Raw genomic sequence first — 17,161 nt, forward strand, 5'->3', positions numbered from 1 at the left:
TGCCAAGCCATTCCAGTGGACCAAGAGTGCTGAGAAAATTATTGCCTCGGTGAATAGGGCAAAGAATGCGTTGCCGAATTAATCGCATGGCCCACTAGCTGATATCCCTGCCCTGCTTGTCGAGCAAGCCACGCAGAGTCTCCCGTTCATCGTGCACGGTAAACCAGCCGAACCCGGCCAGAATCACCGAAATGACGATCAGGATGATGGTGATAATGCGGAACGAAAGACTCATCAATTACTACCGAAAGCCTCTGCTTTTTTGATGCCTTCTCTTACCGGATCAAAATAACTATCCCTGCTCTCGACAAGAGTCTTCAAACCGAGTGGCTCGAATACCTGCCGATCCTTGATTTTGAGCATTGCAGCAGTCAGCTGCTGCTCCAGAAACGGATCCAGGCCACCACGAACAACCCACGCCTTGCCATAGGCTTTGAATCGCTTGATGACCCGCAGCTTCTCATGATCCATCAGCTTGTCCATAACCGGCGAACAGAGTACCCCGGCGTCATAGTTCTGCCTGGCCACAGAGTAGGCGACACGATCGTGGCGCCCGAGGTAGTTCATCTCAACTAGGTCTCCACTGACAATGCCCTCTTCAACCAACTGCGCCTGTGCCAGGTAGCGCCCTTCCGTGGAATATTCATCAGCGAATGCAATACGCTTTCCCTTCAGGTCCTGAAGAGAGGTGATCTTCGACTCAGCGGGCACCACGAACAGCCCCGTATTCTCCCGGATGTAGGACTCTCGAGCCAGCAGCTTAAGCCCCGGATACCGCTCCTTGGCATGAACATAACTTGCAGCACCGAGGCGGGCGAGGTCGACCTTGGCATGACTAACCGAATAGATGGCGTCCTCATATGTTGGAAAGACCTTAATTCCAATCCGCACATGAACGCCCTGATTGAAGAGCTCATGCTCCACGGCATCAAGCAGCGGCTTCACACTTGCATAGACCTCACTGGGTTGGTGCGAGGCGTAAACGGCGAAGCTGAGATCATTTTCATCAAACTTGCGCGCAAGCTGCATGCCTTCCCTGATCAGATCATAGTCGCTGTCATCAGCAGGTAAAAAACCGTCCCGCTTGATGGTTTTCAATACCGACTTATCCTTCAAATCGAACAGGCTCTCGCGAAGCGCTTCGAAAAGTTCGGTACTGAGTCCCTGGCGGGCAATCCATGGCTTGGTTACACAGGGAAACTCCGCAATCTTTCTCAAACCTTTGGAGGACGCGTACTTGTTGAATGTATTTTCATTGGTGGCACCAGCCTGGTACTGGCCGGATGCAACAGCGAAGGCCACCTTATCGTGGCGCCCAAGATAATTGTGACCTCCAAGGTCATTCACAAGAATACCGGCTTTCACAAGCGCAGCCTGGGACAGGTAGCGACCGGTGGTCGAACGCCTGGCCCCAAATGCGACCACTTTCCCCCTTAGATCCTCCAGTGACTTGATGGAAGAGTTTTCCGGTACTGAAATCACACCATTAATGCGCTTACTGCCGCCATTGCTCTCCATGACAAGCAGTTGAAGCTGGGGATTCTTTTTCTTGGCCAGAACATAGCTGACAGGACCGAATCGGGCGAAGTCTATCTGCCCCGCGGACAGCGCATCAATTGCACTTTCGTAAGAAGGATAGATCTTCATTTGAAGATCCACGTTTATGTCCCTGGCTACCAGGTCATTCCTGAGATAGTCCAGAAACGGCGACATCTTCCTGTACATCTCGGTGGACCGGATGTGCGTGTAGACACCGAAGATAAGGGATTGTCTTGTCTCTGCTGATCCCTTCTCTCCTGCCCATAGCGCAGAGAATGGAGAGAAAAGCAGCAAAAGCGGCAGAAAAAGGCCGGTAGAGATCGACAAGCTGGGCTTTCTTCCCCACTGCCGAAACCCGATCCTGACTCTACGATTTACATGATTCATACCACACGACCCCATCAAGTGCAGGTCAAAGGAAATCACATGACAAATTTCAACACAACCTCTGCGTGTTGACTGCAAAGGAACGATTTGACTTATCTGGGAGTGTGGTGCCGCAAATGACTCCCACCTGGCAGGTTATACCACTGATACTCGGGCCCATTGGCCAGCCTCTTGTAGCATCGGAAAATAAAGGGAGGCTAATCGCGCTCCTCAAACCAGGCCATCTGGATTGCTTCGAGAATTTTCTCCCCGGAGTGCTCCGGGTCATCATCAAATTCCGGCAGATCCAGGACCCAGTCACGCAGATCCACGAGGTTGACAGTGCGGGGGTCAACATCCGGATAGATCTCGTCCAGCTCAATGGCGATATCCAGTGAATCGGTCCATTTCAGACTCATGGTGCGCTCCTATCAGGGACTATTTGGAAATAATAATAGCCAATCAGTGATGTTCTGACACCATGTTGATGGTGTACTTGGGAATCTCGACAACAAGGTCTTCATCACCAACCACCGCCTGGCAGCTCAGGCGGGATTCCGGCTCCAGCCCCCAGGCCTTGTCCAGCATATCCTCTTCGTCCTCCTCCGCCTCTTCCATGGAATCAAAGCCCTCGCGAACGATCACGTGGCAGGTTGTACAGGCACAGGACTTCTCACAGGCGTGCTCGATCTCGATGCCATTCTGGAGGGCCGCATCGCAGATGGTGATGCCGGGCTCGACCTCGATCACCATACCTTCAGGGCAGATCTCTTCGTGTGGCAGGAATATTATCTGGGTCATGATACAGCTTCCACCTTACTCAAACTCGTCCACACTATGACCGGACATAGCACTTTTGACACTGGCATTCATACGGCGTTCAACATAGAACTCACAGGCCTTTTCCAGGGCCTCTATTCCCTGCTTGATCTCGCTGTGGCTGTCACTGCGTGAGATCGCCACCAGCTTTTCCAGGGCAGCCTCGACGGACTCCAGCTCCTGCTCATTGAGCAACACTTTGCCATCTTCATCGAGGGCAGCCCGCAGGGCCTCGATCACCCGGTCAGCCTCCACCTGCTGCTCTCTCAGACGGCGCGCTTCCATATCGTCTTCGGCATGTTCGATGGAGTCGCGCAGCATGGTCTCGATCTCCGAATCGGTGAGACCGTATGAGGGCTTTACCTCGATACTGGCTTTGACGCCGCTGCTCTGCTCCTGGGCCTCCACACTCAGCAAACCATCCGCATCCACCGAAAAGGTGACTCGAATGCGTGCCGCCCCGGCCACCATCGGAGGGATACCCCTGAGCTCGAATCGCGCCAGTGAGCGGCTGTCGGAAACAAGCTCTCGCTCACCCTGTAGCACGTGCACCGCCATGGCAGTCTGACCGTCCTTGAAGGTCGTGAACTCCTGGGCTCGCGCTACGGGAATGGTGGTGTTGCAGGGAATGATCTTCTCGACCAGTCCACCCATGGTTTCGATACCCAGGGAGAGCGGATTGACGTCGAGCAGCAGCATCTCCTCTTCGGGTTTATTACCCGCCAGGATGTCTGCCTGGATCGCGGCACCGATCGCCACAACACAATCGGGATCGATGCTGACCATTGGTTCGGTTGAGAAAAAGTCGCCTACCAGCTCCCGCACACGGGGAACACGGGTGGAACCACCGACCATCACAACATCTTCAACATCCGCTGCCGTGAGTCCAGCATCCCGCAGGGCACGCCGGCAGGGAGCCAGTGTCTTCTTGATCAGGGGATCAACCAGGCTGTTGAATTGGTCACGGGTCAACTCGCCTTCCCAGTGGCTTCCGTCATCGAGATCCACTCTGAGCTGGGCGCTGTCGCTCTCTGTCAGCGCCTCCTTGGCTGCACAGGCATCGCGCATCAGGCGACGCAGCATGGCGTGGTCCGCATCGTCACTGATACCCGCCTCACTCATGATCCACTCGGCTACTAGGCGGTCGAGGTCATCGCCGCCAAGGGCGGAGTCGCCACCGGTGGAGAGCACCTCGAACACCCCGCGGTTGAGCCGCAGGATGGAAATATCAAATGTACCACCGCCCAGGTCATAGATGGCATGGACGCCATCAGAACCACTGTCGAGACCGTAAGCCACTGCCGCTGCGGTGGGTTCGTTCAAAAGGCGCAGTACATTCAGACCCGCAACCTTTGCCGCATCCTTGGTTGCCTGGCGCTGCGCATCATCGAAATAGGCGGGCACGGTGATCACCACGCCCTGCAGATCAACCCCCAGGGTATCTTCTGCACGTCGCACGAGCTTCTTCAGAATCTCGGCCGAAACCTCCACCGGGCTAACGTCACCACCCACAGTGTGAATGCGGGGAACGGCCGTATCTTCCTGGCGGAATTCATAGGGCAACCGTGCACCCAGGGATTTGATATCGTCGACACCGCGACCCAGCAGGCGCTTCACTGAAGCGATGGTGTTAAGTGGATCGCTGGTCGCCTCGGCCTTCGCCTCATGTCCGACGATCACGCCGTCTGCTGTATAACGGACAACCGAGGGCAGAATATGTCTCCCCTGTTCGTCAGGCAGGGTCTCGGGCTGGCCACTTCTCACGCTGGCCACCAGGGAGTTGGTGGTACCCAGGTCGATACCTGCCGCCAGACGATGCTGGCGTGGTGCGGCAGACTGGCCGGGCTCGGATAGCTGTAACAGTGCCATTCAATATACCTCGTCGAGCTCGGTCTCAAGAGACTCGGCGTCATATCTCAATTTCTGCAGAAACTGCATCTTGCGCAGAATCTCCCGCGCTTGCTCCAGCTGCTCAGGCGTGGATTCTTCGAACTGCACCGCCATCTGGCCGATCAGGGTGTTGATCTTTCTGTTGATGCCGTTCATCAAATCGGCAATCACCTCGTAGGGATCTTCAGCGCTCCTTGCCTCTTCCAGCTGTTCCCTGAGTTCCAGTTGCTCCATCAGGAATGCCGTATCCTGGGTGGTCTCTTTCTGGGCCGCCACATCGATGCCGTTGAGTGACAACAGATAACGAGCTCGCAGAATTGGATCCTTCAGGGTATCGAACGCTTCGTTGATGCGGGTGGCACCCTGCATGGAGATGCGTCGCTCCTGCTCGGAGGCGTTGGCGTAGCGATCAGGGTGGACGACCCGCTGCAACTCACGATAACGCCCCGCCAGCTGCTCGACATCAATGATATAACCGGCTGACAAACCAAAAAGTTCAAAATAATTCTTTGAGAAATCGAGCATGCTGAATTGTCTGATTTACTGCGCCGCTTCTGTGCATCCATGCACCCGCGGCATACCGTAGATCCTGTACATAAAAAAGAGGCCGGATAAGAAGCTGTTTGGAAACGTTACGGGAAGGCAACCGTTTTCAGACAGGCTCGAGACACCGACCCGGGAGCGGGGAGTATAGACTTAAACGGTGAAACTTTCACCGCATCCGCAGCTGTCCTTGACGTTGGGGTTATTGAACTTGAAGCCCTCGTTCAGGCCCTCTTTGGCGTAATCGAGTTCGGTTCCGTCGAGATAGACCAGGCTTTTCTTGTCTACCAGCACGGTAACGCCGCGATCTTCAAATATCACGTCGTCCTCGGCCTGCTCATCGGCAAACTCAAGCACATAGGCCATGCCGGAACAACCGGATGTACGCACCGCCAAACGGATACCCAGCCCCGTGCCCCGGCCTTCGATGAAACTCAGCACCCTGTTGGCCGCTGATTCGGTCAGTGTAATCGACATCGGTTGTACCTCTTTGCCAACGCTTGCCAGGCAAACGCTGCATTACTTCTGCTTGTCAGTGTAATCCTGCACTGCAGCCTTGATGGCATCTTCCGCCAGTACGGAACAGTGAACCTTCACCGGGGGCAGAGCCAACTCCTCGGCAATTTCCGAGTTCTTGATCTGCTGGGCCTCTTCCAGGGTTTTACCCTTTACCCACTCGGTCAGCAGGCTACTGGAGGCAATAGCCGAGCCGCAACCATAGGTTTTGAACTTGGCATCTTCGATCACACCATCATCGCTCACCTGAATCTGCAGACGCATCACGTCGCCACAGGCGGGGGCGCCCACCATGCCGGTACCAACACTGGTGTCCTCAGTGTCCAAGGAGCCAACGTTGCGTGGATTTTCATAATGGTCCAGAACCTTGTCGCTATATGCCATTATCTTACTCTCCCGGATCCAGTAGACCGACAGTGGTCACTGGTCAATATTCAAAATCAATGAGCAGCCCACTGCACCGTCTTCAGATCGATACCCTCTTTGAACATATCCCAGAGCGGGGATAGCTCACGCAGGCGGGTCACCTGGTCCCTGACCAGGTCGATCACGTAGTCGATCTCCTCCTCGGAGGAGAATCGGCCAATGGTAAAACGGATGGAGCTGTGCGCCAGTTCATCTTCACGCCCCAGGGCACGCAGCACATAGCTGGGCTCAAGACTGGCGGAGGTGCAGGCCGAACCTGAAGAGACCGCAATGTCTTTCAACGCCATAATCAGGGACTCGCCCTCGACGTAAGCGAAGCTGACATTCAGGTTGCCGGCCACACGCTGATCGAGATCGCCATTGAGGTAGACCTCTTCCATATCCTTCATGCCGTCCCAGAGGCGGTTGCGCAGGGTCTGGATGCGGGCATTCTCTTCAGCCATCTCTTCCCTGGCAATACGGAATGCCTCGCCCATGCCGACGATCTGGTGGGTAGCCAGGGTACCGGAGCGCATACCGCGTTCGTGACCACCACCGTACATCTGGGCTTCCAGGCGTACACGGGGCTTGCGGCACACGTAGAGGGCGCCAATGCCCTTTGGGCCATAGATCTTGTGAGCGGACATCGACATCAGATCGATCTTCATGGACTCCATGTCCAGGGGAACCTTGCCCGCACTTTGAGCTGCATCCACGTGAAAAAGGATCTTGCGGGCGCGGGTCATCTCGCCAATGGCTTCAACGTCTTGTATCACGCCGATCTCGTTGTTCACGTGCATGATGGAGACCAGGATGGTGTCATCGCGTATTGCCGCTTCAAGTTTCTGCAGATCAATCAGACCACTGGGCTCGGGATCGAGGTAGGTCACCTCGAAGCCCTCACGCTCGAGCTGGCGACAGGTGTCGAGCACCGCCTTGTGCTCGGTCTTGCCGGTTATGATGTGCTTGCCCTTCTTATGATAGAAGTGTGCAACACCCATGATCGCCAGGTTGTCGGACTCGGTTGCGCCGGAGGTCCAGACAATCTCCTTTGGATTGGCATTGATCAGGGCAGCCACATCGCGACGCGCCTGCTCCACCGCTTCGTCTGCATCCCAGCCGAACTGGTGAGAGCGAGAAGCGGGATTACCGAAGAAACCTTCCGGAGTCAGGTACTGGCACATCTTCTCTGCCACCCGGGAATCGACCGGGGTGGTTGCAGAATAGTCCATGTAAATCGGTAACTTCATCTGTGATTACTCCGAAAGCGACTGTCGCTTGCTGTCCAAATCAGGCACCAGGGCCCGGGTTTACTGAAGATTGTTGTGTCGCGAGCATCTGATGCTGATTATCCTGGCGCTGGGCAACCTTCTGCACACCGCGCCTGGCCATCAAATCGTGCAGGCTGATATCACTCAAATAGTCATATATGCGATCGCTCAGGTCGTGCCACAGGTCGTGGGTCAGACAGCGCTCGTTTTTCTGGCAGTTGCTGTCACCACCGCAGCGGGTGGTATCAACCTTCTCATCAACTGCCGAGATCACCTCGGCAATGAAGATATTGTCTGCACTGCGTCCAAGAACATAGCCACCGCCAGGCCCCCTAACACTGCTCACCAGTTCCCGCTTGCGCAAACGGGAGAAGAGTTGCTCCAGGTAGGAGAGAGAGATGTCCTGGCGCTGGGCGATATCCGCCAGCGTTATCGGCCCTTCTCCGAAATGAAAGGCCAGATCCAGCATTGCTGTTACCGCGTATCGGCCTTTAGTCGTCAACCTCACAACCGGTTCTCCTGCGGCCTGCTAACAAGCCGTAATATATTTGTAGTGGCCAATATACAATACCCACCAAATTAGTCAAGTATTGATGGCACCCTCAGGCCGTCTTGCCACTTTCAGCGCTATCTTCAGTATCCGGCAGAATTTTAAGGAGTTCTTCTGCAGTTGAAGCGATCTCGCAGGATTCCATTTCGGGAATATCCAGATCGGGCTGCTCCTCACTCACTTTTTTAAGAATCTGGCACATGGTCTGCATTCGCTGGTCCATGATGTGGATGTGATCGAGCATGCAATTAATGGCATGAGCGACAGGGTCCGGGGCATCGCTAGTAGCACCGTAGGCATCGAATCCCATCTTGTCCGCGATTTTTGTGCGGTGAGCATGATCCTGGGCCCCACCGGCGGTAATCAGCCGGCCCGGCACGCCGACCACCGTGGTATCGGCAGGTACCGATTTGACCACCACCGCGTTGGAGCCGATACGGGCGCCGTCTGCGATTTCAATTGGGCCCAGCACCTTGGCGCCGGCACCCACAACCACGTCCCGACCCAGGTTGGGATGGCGTTTGCCCTTCTTCCAACTGGTGCCGCCCAGGGTCACACCGTGGTAGAGCGTACAGTCATCACCGATCACTGCTGTCTCTCCGATCACCACACCCATGCCGTGATCGATGAAAAAACGCCTGCCGATCTGTGCACCGGGGTGAATCTCGATCCCCGTCAGCCAGCGCATGATGTGTGAAAGCATCCGTGCCAGCCAGCGCAGTCCAATGGTCCACAGGCGATGAGAGAGGCGATGCACCAGGACGGCATGAAGGCCGGGATAGGCCGTCAATACCTCAAAAGCGTTACGTGCCGCCGGATCCCGGTCAAACACGCAGCTGATGTCTTCTCTCAAACGGGAGAACATGAAACCACCCAATCAAATGTCGCCACGAAACAGCGGCAGAAAGACCAACTATTCTACTGGATTATTGCAGGGTGTTACACCGTAATTTGTGTTTATTTATCGATTGCTCAATCCGACCGACGCATGGACTTCCGTCCTTGGGCGGCGCTGAGAATGCCACGCAGAATGTTGAGTTCCTCGGTATCCGGACGAGCCCGGAAAAAGAGCCTGCGCAGCCGACGCTGCAACTTGTTTGATTGGCGCGGATCCGAGAAGCCGATATCCGAGAGCGCCTGCTCGAGATGTCCGTAAAAGCTTTCCATGGTCTCAGCGGTTGCCACATCCTGGACTTCCATATCTGTATCACGTTTCCCTTGCAGGGAGGCCATGTGCATTTCATAGCTCAACACCTGAACCGCCTGGGCGAGGTTGAGAGAGGCATACTCCTCGTTGGCGGGGATATGAACCAGAAACTGACATCGGTCCAGTTCGCTGTTCCTCAGGCCGGAGCTCTCCCGCCCAAAGATGAGCGCCACCTCACCCTGCCCGGCCTCCTGAAAAGCCCGTTCGGCACACTCCCTCGGATTCAGCTGTGGCCACTCCACCGAGCGCAGCCTGGCACTGGCGCCAACCACCAGGTGACACCCCTTGAGTGCCTCGTCCAGGTCTTCGCATACATGTGCCCTGGCCAACAAATCGTCCGCCCCGGAGGCCCGAGCGGTGGCTTCAGCAGAGGGGTAGTGTTTCGGCTGTACAAGGTAGAGATGCTCCAGGCACATGTTTTTCATGGCACGGGCCACGGCACCTATATTTCCCGGGTGAGAGGTCTCTATGAGTACGATTCTGACATTGTTGAGCATGGCGCGAAGGGTACAGCATCTGCAGACACTCCGTCATCTGCAAATTTCCCTTTATCCCGCTGGCGGCTTCATGTATCTTTGCCGCCCATGCATCCGATGATCAATATTGCAGTACGTGCCGCCCGTAGCGCTGGCAGTGTATTGACCCGTTATTTCGACCACGTTGACTCCCTCACCATCACGGCGAAGGGCGTGAATGACTTTGTCACTGAGGTAGACAAGGCGGCGGAACAGGCAATCATCGAGACCCTGCGCAAAGCCTATCCGGACCATGCTATCCTGGCTGAGGAGAGTGGCCAGCACAGCGGCAACGATTTCCAGTGGGTGATCGATCCCCTGGACGGCACCACCAATTACCTCCACGGCGTACCCCAGTTTGCTGTCTCCATAGCCCTGAAATACAAAGGGGTACTGGACCAGGCGGTGGTTTACGACCCGATAAAGGATGAGATGTTCACTGCCAGCAAGGGCTCCGGCGCACTGCTGAACGACCGCAGAATCCGCGTCACCGACCGCAAGGGCCTGAACGGCGCACTGCTTGGCACCGGCTTCCCCTTCCGTGACCAGACCCACCTGGACGCCTACCTGGGCATGTTCAAGGACCTGGTCAGGGACACCGCCGGCATCCGCAAGCCGGGCTCTGCCGCGCTGGACTTCGCCTACGTGGCAGCAGGCCGTTTCGACGGCTTCTGGGAGTTGGGCCTCTCCGAATGGGACTTCGCAGCTGGCGCTCTCCTGGTAAAAGAGGCTGGCGGCACGGTCTCCGACATCAGCGGTGGCGGCCGTTTTCTGGAAACCGGAAACGTCATCGCGGGCGGCCTCAAACTGCACACCGAGATGGTCAAAACCATCAGACCTCACCTGAGCGCCTGATCTGCCTCAACCTCTCTGCCGGCGGCAGATAGAAAGAAATCTCACGCTCTCCCTCAAGATTTCAGACAACCGACCGCTAAATCCTGTGCAGGCGCCAAAAAAGCGTTGAAAAGTGCGCCACGCAAGGGATTTCTATGGCTTACGACAAAGACTGCACGACCCAGGTGAGTGACCGCGCACTGGAGATGATCATGCGCGACGTCATGGATGGTCTCGTGGAAGTCTCCCTGGAATCTGCCTTCTCCGACCGTATTTGCGATTTCGCAATCATCGGTATTAAATCCAAGCAGGAACCGGGTAACCCGGCTGAAGACAAGCCCACAACTGCCGAAGATGCAGAGATCATCGATTTCACCTCACTGAAACGCGCCAGCAGTTAACGAATTACCAGCCCACCGAAACAAAAAAGCCAGCATTAAGCCGGCTTTCTCATTTGTATATCCGACAACCGGTTACGGCTGGACCTCTTCTACCTCGGCGCCCTCCTTCTTAGGCGGCATCAGGTCTGCTTTGCTGATGCCGAGCATCAGTACAGCGGTACTGGCGACATAGATAGATGAATAGGTACCGACCAGTACACCGATGATCAGCGCCAGTGCAAACCCGTGGATGATCTCGCCACCGAAAACAAACAGAGCCATCAGCACCAACAGGGTGGTCAAGGAGGTGACCAGGGTACGGCTGAGGGTCTGGTTGAGTGAGGCGTTGATCACCTCTTCCGAGGTTCCCTTACGCATCTTGCGGAAGTTCTCACGAATGCGGTCATACACCACGATGGTATCGTTCAGGGAGTAACCAATCACCGCCAGAATGGCCGCCAAAACGGTGAGATCAAATTCGATCTGGAACAAGGAAAAGATCCCGATGGTCAGTAGAACATCGTGCACCAGGGCGATGATGGAACCCAGGGCAAAGCGATATTCGAAACGCAGGGCGACATAGATCAGGATACCGATCAGTGCATAGAGCATTGCCAGACCGCCATCTTCGGTCAACTCCTCTCCGACCTGGGGCCCCACGAACTCCACCCTGCGCAGGTCGATCTCACCCTCTCCTGCCGCCTGGCTGAGCGCCGTAAAGGCCTGGTTGCTCAGTTGCGCACTGCTCAGCTCTTCCTGGGGTGCCAGCCTGACCAGTACATCCTTTGATGTTCCGAAGTGCTGTACCGTGGCATCGGGAAAATTTCCCGCGGCCAGGGCCTCTCGTACCTTGGCAAGTTCCACCGGTTCGCCGTAACCCACCTCGACCAGCGTACCCCCGGTAAAGTCGATACCCAGGCTAAGGCCACGAACAAACACCGAGCCGATGGCGATGAGAATAACTGAAATGGACAGGATCATGGCCAGCTTCCGCTTGCCCATGAAGTCTATTTTTGTATTGGTTTTGAAGATCTGCATAGCAGCGCTTATTCCGTTGTTATCTGGTTTACCCGGCCCCAATGGCCAGCTTCTCGACACGTCTGCGACCGTAGATCAGGTTGATCACGGCGCGGGTGCCCAGGATGGCGGTGAACATGGAGGTCAGAATGCCGATGAACAGGGTCACGGCGAAGCCCTTGATCGGACCGGTACCGAAGCTGAACAGCACTACCGCCGCAATCAGGGTGGTGATGTTGGCATCCACGATGGTGGAGAGGGCCTTCTCATAACCGGCAAAAATACTTGCCTGGGGCGTACTGCCGTTGCGGACCTCCTCGCGGATACGCTCGAAGATCAGCACGTTGGCATCAACTGCCATACCCACGGTAAGCACGATACCGGCGATACCTGGCAGGGTCAGGGTGGCCTGCAACATCGAAAGCACCGCCACGATCATCACCAGGTTGAACAACAGGGCCATGTTGGCCACCAGCCCGAACACCCGGTAGTAGACCACCATGAAGACCATGACCAGCACCATGCCGATCACGACAGAGCGGAAACCCTGGTCGATGTTGTCCTGCCCCAGGCTGGGGCCGATGGTGCGCTCCTCGACGATGTCGATGGGTGCAGCCAGGGCGCCTGCCCGCAACAGCAACGCCAGGTTGTGGGCTTCTTCCGGACTGTCCAGGCCGGTAGTCTGGAAGCGTCTGCCAAAGGGCTCCAGGATGTTGGCGACGCTGATCACCTCTTCAACCGGAATCTTTCGGGTAACCCGTTTGCCGTCGACCATCTTGGTCTCAGTGCGCGTCTCGATAAACACTACCGCCATGGGCTTGTCCACGTTGTCGGTGGTAACGTTACGCATGCGCCTTGCACCCTGCCCGTCCAGGCTGACATGCACTGCCGGCTGGCCTGAGCGCTGATCGAAACCTGAAGAAGCATCAGTGATCTGATTACCGGTCACGATCACCCGCTTCTTGAGCAGGATCGGCTGGCCTTCACGTGTCTTGTAGAGCTTGGAACCGACAGGTACCTTGCCAGCCAGGGCATCCTCCACGCTGTGCTCGGTATCTTCGAGACGATACTCCAGGGTAGCCGTTGCGCCGAGAAGTTCCTTGAGCTTGGAGGGATCCTGGGCACCGGGCAGCTGCACCACGATCCGCCGTTCACCCTGCTGCTGGATAATAGGCTCGGCCACACCCAGGGCATTTACGCGGTTACGCAGGGTAGTGATGTTCTGCTCCAGGGCGAACTTGCGTACGGCTTTCTTCTCCGGCTCACCCATGCTGGCGTTGACGAAGAAGCCGTCTGCATCATCCGCGTTATTGAGAATAAGGCTGCGGAATTCATTGCCGATAGCCTCGTTGGCCTTGTCGCGCAGTTCGGCGGTCTTGTATTTCACACTGACCGTATCGCCATTCTGGCTCACCTTGGTATAGCGCAGTTTCTCCTTGCGCAACAGCGAGCGAACGTCTCCCGTGTAGCGCTCCATGGACTGCTTGACCGCCGCATCCATATCCACATCGATCAGCACGTGGATACCCCCGCGCAAATCTAGACCAAGATACATGGGCAGGGCGCCCATAGTGCGAAGCCAGCCGGGCACATCGGTTGAAAGTGTCAACGCATGTATGTAGTCACTACCAAGCTCTGTTTCCAGTACCTCTTTGGCACGCAACTGGGTCTCAGAGTCGGCAAAACGCAGGATCAGCTTGTTGGGAGCAAGTTCCGACGACTTGAGCGCCAACTTGGCCGCATTGAGGACGTCTCTGACACGGGATTCAGTATCGGTATTGACCTCGGCACGACGGGTACCGGAGATTTCCATTGCCGGATCCTGGTCGAAGACGTTGGGCAGTGCATAGATCAGGCCGATCAACACGACAACGATGACCAGGATGTTTTTCCAAATGGGATATCGGTTCATGGTTGTTTTTTTTATTGGTGAGGAAACAACTGGATCACAGGGCTCGTCGCAGGCAGTACGAGCAGGTCCGGGGGGAAACACACGGACCTGCTGAACCATTTTAGAGTTCCTTGAGAGATCCTTTAGGCATAACGGTGTTTACTGACTGTCGGCGAATCTTCACTTCAACACCTTCAGCCACTTCCAGCTTTACGGTATCTTCATTGATATCGGTGATCTTGCCCATGATACCGCCATCGGTCTGAACCTCGTCACCCTTGGAGAGGGCTTCCACCATTTTGGTGTGCTCTTTCTGGCGCTTCATCTGAGGACGAATCATCAAGAAGTAGAGCATGATAATCAGACCGACAGGAAGAATGAAAGCCTCCATACCACCGCCCTGGGGTGCGCCACCGGCAGCCTGGGCCATGGCATCAGATACAAAGAAACTCATACTATTTTCACCTGGTTAAAAAGTCGTAGTTAGCATATCCGGGCACAAGCCGGCGCCCGTTCATTATCAAGCGCAGAATTATGCCACAGTTGATGTGAATTGACTTGTCTATATTGATGAGGCGGCCAGGAAAGAAATTCAAGGCCATCGGGCAAAAAATGCCAGGCAGTTCCCAAATGCACCTAACCCTGGGCTTTCCCGCCGCGCATTTCGTAGAACGTTTTCACAAACTCGTCAAACCGGCCTGCCTCAATAGACTCCCGGATGTTCCGCATAAGCGTCTGATAATAATAGACATTGTGTATCGTATTCAGACGCGAGCCGAGAATCTCGTTACACCTGAACAGGTGACGCAGGTAACTGCGGCTGTAGTTTCTGCAGGTATAACAGTCACAGTGGGGATCAAGAGGACCGGTGTCATCGGCATGTACTGCATTGCGTATCCGCACCACCCCTTCATGGGTAAAAAGGTGACCGTTTCTGGCATTGCGGGTTGGCATCACGCAGTCGAACATGTCGATACCCCGGCGCACAGCCTCAACAATATCCTCCGGGGTCCCCACACCCATAAGGTAGTGAGGCTTCTCCTCGGGCAGTCGGCTCGAGAGAAAATCAAGCACCCGCCAACGGTCCTCCGGAGGCTCACCTACGGAAAGCCCGCCCACGGCATAGCCGTCAAAGCCGATCTCTATCAGCCCATTCAGGGAGCTTTCGCGCAATACCTCGTAGACACCGCCCTGCACGATCCCAAACAGTGCAGAGGGGTTGTCCCCATGGGCGCGTTTACTGCACTCGGCCCAGCGCAGGGAGAGTTCCATGGAGTCCCGGGCTTCCTTCTCAGTTGCCGGATAAGGGGTGCACTCATCGAAGATCATGACGATGTCCGATCCCAGCTCACGCTGCACCTGCATCGACTCCTCGGGGCCCATGAAGATACGGCTGCCATCCACAGGTGAGCGGAAATGAACCCCCTCTTCGGTAATTTTGCGCATCTGCCCTAAGCTGAAGACCTGGAATCCGCCCGAGTCGGTGAGAATCGGCCGCTGCCAATGCATGAAGTCATGCAGGTCACCGTGCTTAGTGATGATCTCGGTACCGGGGCGCAACATCAGGTGAAAGGTGTTGCCCAGAATGATCTCGGCTCCCAGCCCTTCCAACTCCTCGGGCGTCATCGCTTTGACCGTGCCGTAGGTACCCACGGGCATAAACGCCGGTGTCTCGATGGAGCCTCGCTCAAACGTGAGTCGACCGCGACGGGCAAACCCTTCCTTAGTGATGCACTCGAATTTCATCTTAAACTTTCATGTCCAAAAATCATGGCTTATGTCAAAAATGTTACCGGCAAATCTTATTGACTCGCCAAAAGTTATATTAGAAACTGACCAAGTACTGATTATTTGATCAGTACTTATTTTTTTCATCCTCCTTTGGTGGATATTTTATGGCGCGGTACCACAATACCGCGCCGATTTTTTTGGCATCGGATCACTTCCAGCCTTTTCCCTTCAGAAACATGGCATCGCCATAGCTGAAAAAGCGGTAATGCTGTTCTACGGCATGACGATAGGCCGCCATGACCACCTCGTAGCCTACAAATGCGGCGACCAGCATCAACAGCGTGGATTCGGGAAGATGAAAGTTGGTCACCATCGCATCGACACTGCGAAACCGGTAACCCGGCTTGATGAAAAGGCGGGTGTCCCCCTGGAACGGCTTGATCTCACCATCTGCCGAGGCCGCTTCCAGGCTGCGCACACAGGTGGTACCCACGGCCACCACCCGGCCTCTCCTCGCCCGGGTCTCGCGCACCTTCTCGCAGACCGCCTCACTGACCTCGAGGTACTCGCTGTGCATCACATACTCATCGAGATTGTCCACCCGAACCGGCTGGAAGGTTCCTGCTCCCACATGCAGCGTCACCCTGGCGCTTTCAATCCCCTTCTCAGCCAACCGATTGAGCATAGGCTGGTCGAAGTGCAGACCCGCGGTAGGTGCCGCCACCGCACCGGGGCGCTCAGCATAGACAGTCTGGTAGCGCTCTTCATCCAGTTCGCCATCATCCCGGGAGATATAGAGCGGCAACGGCATATGACCTGACTGGTTCATCAGGTCCATGAGATCGACATCGACGGCTTCAAGCTCAAACAGGTCACCCTGTCGCCTGATCACATTGAGCACCTGTTCTCCGATCAAAATCCGGCTACCCGGTTTCGGCGACTTGCTGGCACGTACATGGGCCAGTGCCCGGCGAGATGCGATTACCCTTTCGATCAACACCTCGACCTTGCCTCCGCTCTCCTTGCGACCGTGCATGCGGGCGGGTATCACCCGGGTATCGTTGAATACCAGCAGGTCTTCAGGTGAAAGCAGATCCGGCAGATCTGAAAAGTGCCGGTCTGCCACTTCGCCATCCTCCCCGTTCAGGCACAGCAGACGGCTGTCCCCCCGCTTGGCTGGCGGATACTGGGCGATGAGTTCTTCGGGCAGGTGATAATTGAAATCTGATCTTTGCATGGCGCGCATACTACCATAGGGTGCATTTGCGCTGTTCAACGAAATAGCTATACTACGCCCTCCTATCTGCCGGGGTGGCGAAATTGGTAGACGCAGGGGATTCAAAATAAGCAAGCTGTTTTGTATCCTAGGCAAAAATATGTAAGCTTGCACACAGTGCCAGAGTGGTGAAATTGGTAGACACAGGAGATTCAAAATCTCCCGCCAGCAATGGTGTGCCGGTTCGAGTCCGGCCTCTGGTACCACCTTCCTTCCCTTTTTAGACCCAACGGATTATTTTCCACCCCAGACCCTGGAAAAAGCCTTGGGATACACCTGGGATACAAACAGGAGTAATTTGGAGAAATATAGGCTAGTGGGCCATGCGGATAATATTGTAATTATGGTGGGACGTATAATGGGCCATGCGCACAGCCAAGCCACTTCGTATCACTCCAAAGACCACAGAGA

The 17,161-nt window shown here is 55.6% G+C and carries 19 protein-coding genes and 1 tRNA gene; 3 read left to right on the forward strand and 17 right to left on the reverse strand.

Annotated elements, in window-relative coordinates; genetic code table 11:
• Positions 1–94 precede the first annotated feature (94 nt).
• From BOW53_RS12790 to trmJ, 12 genes are all read right to left on the reverse strand, one after another.
• Positions 95–235: a hypothetical protein gene (locus tag BOW53_RS12790; RefSeq protein WP_172838835.1), complete on the reverse strand. Its 141-nt coding sequence runs from the start codon at positions 233–235 to the stop codon at positions 95–97.
• Positions 235–1,866: a phosphate/phosphite/phosphonate ABC transporter substrate-binding protein gene (phnD, locus tag BOW53_RS08485; RefSeq protein ID WP_216641095.1), complete on the reverse strand. Its 1,632-nt coding sequence runs from the start codon at positions 1,864–1,866 to the stop codon at positions 235–237. Before phnD ends, BOW53_RS12790 begins: the two co-directional genes overlap by 1 nt.
• Positions 1,867–2,123: 257 nt before the next feature.
• Positions 2,124–2,324 (reverse strand): Fe-S cluster assembly protein IscX, encoded by a 201-nt coding sequence (gene iscX, locus BOW53_RS08490; protein WP_078487565.1) that lies wholly within the window; start codon positions 2,322–2,324, stop codon positions 2,124–2,126.
• 43 nt (positions 2,325–2,367) lie between these two features.
• Complete coding sequence (gene fdx / locus BOW53_RS08495; RefSeq protein ID WP_078487566.1) at positions 2,368–2,706, reverse strand: ISC system 2Fe-2S type ferredoxin; 339 nt, start codon at positions 2,704–2,706, stop codon at positions 2,368–2,370.
• A gap of 15 nt (positions 2,707–2,721) precedes the next feature.
• Entirely contained in the window at positions 2,722–4,593 is a 1,872-nt protein-coding gene (hscA, locus tag BOW53_RS08500) for a Fe-S protein assembly chaperone HscA (protein WP_078487568.1), read from the reverse strand.
• Entirely contained in the window at positions 4,594–5,139 is a 546-nt protein-coding gene (hscB, locus tag BOW53_RS08505) for a co-chaperone HscB (protein WP_078487570.1), read from the reverse strand.
• Between the two features lie 171 nt (positions 5,140–5,310).
• Positions 5,311–5,634: an iron-sulfur cluster assembly protein IscA gene (iscA, locus tag BOW53_RS08510; RefSeq protein ID WP_078487572.1), complete on the reverse strand. Its 324-nt coding sequence runs from the start codon at positions 5,632–5,634 to the stop codon at positions 5,311–5,313.
• Between the two features lie 42 nt (positions 5,635–5,676).
• Positions 5,677–6,057: a Fe-S cluster assembly scaffold IscU gene (iscU, locus tag BOW53_RS08515; RefSeq protein ID WP_078487573.1), complete on the reverse strand. Its 381-nt coding sequence runs from the start codon at positions 6,055–6,057 to the stop codon at positions 5,677–5,679.
• Positions 6,058–6,113: 56 nt separating this feature from the next.
• Positions 6,114–7,328 (reverse strand): IscS subfamily cysteine desulfurase, encoded by a 1,215-nt coding sequence (locus BOW53_RS08520; protein WP_078487575.1) that lies wholly within the window; start codon positions 7,326–7,328, stop codon positions 6,114–6,116.
• A gap of 40 nt (positions 7,329–7,368) precedes the next feature.
• Positions 7,369–7,857 (reverse strand): Fe-S cluster assembly transcriptional regulator IscR, encoded by a 489-nt coding sequence (gene iscR, locus BOW53_RS08525; RefSeq protein WP_078487577.1) that lies wholly within the window; start codon positions 7,855–7,857, stop codon positions 7,369–7,371.
• Positions 7,858–7,951: 94 nt separating this feature from the next.
• Complete coding sequence (gene cysE, locus BOW53_RS08530) at positions 7,952–8,764, reverse strand: serine O-acetyltransferase (RefSeq protein ID WP_078487579.1); 813 nt, start codon at positions 8,762–8,764, stop codon at positions 7,952–7,954.
• A gap of 107 nt (positions 8,765–8,871) precedes the next feature.
• Positions 8,872–9,603: a tRNA (cytosine(32)/uridine(32)-2'-O)-methyltransferase TrmJ gene (gene trmJ / locus BOW53_RS08535; RefSeq protein ID WP_078487580.1), complete on the reverse strand. Its 732-nt coding sequence runs from the start codon at positions 9,601–9,603 to the stop codon at positions 8,872–8,874.
• An 87-nt stretch (positions 9,604–9,690) separates the two neighbouring features.
• On the opposite strand from trmJ, the gene BOW53_RS08540 reads away from it, so the two are divergent.
• Together BOW53_RS08540 and BOW53_RS08545 are read left to right on the forward strand one after the other, a co-directional pair.
• Entirely contained in the window at positions 9,691–10,476 is a 786-nt protein-coding gene (locus tag BOW53_RS08540) for an inositol monophosphatase family protein (protein ID WP_078487582.1), read from the forward strand.
• A gap of 134 nt (positions 10,477–10,610) precedes the next feature.
• Positions 10,611–10,856: a hypothetical protein gene (locus tag BOW53_RS08545; protein WP_078487584.1), complete on the forward strand. Its 246-nt coding sequence runs from the start codon at positions 10,611–10,613 to the stop codon at positions 10,854–10,856.
• 72 nt (positions 10,857–10,928) lie between these two features.
• On the opposite strand, the gene secF is transcribed toward BOW53_RS08545, so the two are convergent.
• The 5 genes from secF to queA form a co-directional block, all read right to left on the reverse strand.
• Positions 10,929–11,873, reverse strand: a complete 945-nt coding sequence (gene secF, locus BOW53_RS08550) for a protein translocase subunit SecF (RefSeq protein WP_078487586.1) — start codon at positions 11,871–11,873, stop codon at positions 10,929–10,931.
• A gap of 28 nt (positions 11,874–11,901) precedes the next feature.
• Entirely contained in the window at positions 11,902–13,764 is a 1,863-nt protein-coding gene (gene secD, locus BOW53_RS08555; RefSeq protein ID WP_078487589.1) for a protein translocase subunit SecD, read from the reverse strand.
• 100 nt (positions 13,765–13,864) lie between these two features.
• The gene (gene yajC, locus BOW53_RS08560) at positions 13,865–14,197 is read right to left on the reverse strand and encodes a preprotein translocase subunit YajC (protein WP_078487587.1); all 333 of its coding nucleotides are present in this window, start codon (positions 14,195–14,197) and stop codon (positions 13,865–13,867) included.
• A 182-nt stretch (positions 14,198–14,379) separates the two neighbouring features.
• The gene (tgt, locus tag BOW53_RS08565) at positions 14,380–15,489 is read right to left on the reverse strand and encodes a tRNA guanosine(34) transglycosylase Tgt (protein ID WP_078487588.1); all 1,110 of its coding nucleotides are present in this window, start codon (positions 15,487–15,489) and stop codon (positions 14,380–14,382) included.
• A 193-nt stretch (positions 15,490–15,682) separates the two neighbouring features.
• Entirely contained in the window at positions 15,683–16,711 is a 1,029-nt protein-coding gene (gene queA / locus BOW53_RS08570) for a tRNA preQ1(34) S-adenosylmethionine ribosyltransferase-isomerase QueA (RefSeq protein ID WP_078487590.1), read from the reverse strand.
• A gap of 158 nt (positions 16,712–16,869) precedes the next feature.
• Here queA and BOW53_RS08575 point away from each other — a divergent pair.
• Positions 16,870–16,956: transfer RNA gene (locus tag BOW53_RS08575), tRNA-Leu, on the forward strand.
• Positions 16,957–17,161: the final 205 nt, after the last annotated feature.

It is taken from the genome of Solemya velesiana gill symbiont (genome assembly GCF_002020805.1).
GTDB lineage: Bacteria > Pseudomonadota > Gammaproteobacteria > Chromatiales > Chromatiaceae > Sedimenticola_A.

What these genes read in the sequence shown, in the direction of transcription:
- BOW53_RS12790 (WP_172838835.1), bottom strand. Translation starts at nt 235, where the DNA reads ATGAGTCTTTCGTTCCGCATTATCACCATCATCCTGATCGTCATTTCG.
- iscX (WP_078487565.1), bottom strand. Translation starts at nt 2,324, where the DNA reads ATGAGTCTGAAATGGACCGATTCACTGGATATCGCCATTGAGCTGGAC.
- fdx (WP_078487566.1), bottom strand. Translation starts at nt 2,706, where the DNA reads ATGACCCAGATAATATTCCTGCCACACGAAGAGATCTGCCCTGAAGGT.
- hscA (WP_078487568.1), bottom strand. Translation starts at nt 4,593, where the DNA reads ATGGCACTGTTACAGCTATCCGAGCCCGGCCAGTCTGCCGCACCACGC.
- hscB (WP_078487570.1), bottom strand. Translation starts at nt 5,139, where the DNA reads ATGCTCGATTTCTCAAAGAATTATTTTGAACTTTTTGGTTTGTCAGCC.
- iscA (WP_078487572.1), bottom strand. Translation starts at nt 5,634, where the DNA reads ATGTCGATTACACTGACCGAATCAGCGGCCAACAGGGTGCTGAGTTTC.
- iscU (WP_078487573.1), bottom strand. Translation starts at nt 6,057, where the DNA reads ATGGCATATAGCGACAAGGTTCTGGACCATTATGAAAATCCACGCAAC.
- BOW53_RS08520 (WP_078487575.1), bottom strand. Translation starts at nt 7,328, where the DNA reads ATGAAGTTACCGATTTACATGGACTATTCTGCAACCACCCCGGTCGAT.
- cysE (WP_078487579.1), bottom strand. Translation starts at nt 8,764, where the DNA reads ATGTTCTCCCGTTTGAGAGAAGACATCAGCTGCGTGTTTGACCGGGAT.
- trmJ (WP_078487580.1), bottom strand. Translation starts at nt 9,603, where the DNA reads ATGCTCAACAATGTCAGAATCGTACTCATAGAGACCTCTCACCCGGGA.
- BOW53_RS08540 (WP_078487582.1), top strand. Translation starts at nt 9,691, where the DNA reads ATGCATCCGATGATCAATATTGCAGTACGTGCCGCCCGTAGCGCTGGC.
- BOW53_RS08545 (WP_078487584.1), top strand. Translation starts at nt 10,611, where the DNA reads ATGGCTTACGACAAAGACTGCACGACCCAGGTGAGTGACCGCGCACTG.
- secF (WP_078487586.1), bottom strand. Translation starts at nt 11,873, where the DNA reads ATGCAGATCTTCAAAACCAATACAAAAATAGACTTCATGGGCAAGCGG.
- secD (WP_078487589.1), bottom strand. Translation starts at nt 13,764, where the DNA reads ATGAACCGATATCCCATTTGGAAAAACATCCTGGTCATCGTTGTCGTG.
- yajC (WP_078487587.1), bottom strand. Translation starts at nt 14,197, where the DNA reads ATGAGTTTCTTTGTATCTGATGCCATGGCCCAGGCTGCCGGTGGCGCA.
- tgt (WP_078487588.1), bottom strand. Translation starts at nt 15,489, where the DNA reads ATGAAATTCGAGTGCATCACTAAGGAAGGGTTTGCCCGTCGCGGTCGA.
- queA (WP_078487590.1), bottom strand. Translation starts at nt 16,711, where the DNA reads ATGCAAAGATCAGATTTCAATTATCACCTGCCCGAAGAACTCATCGCC.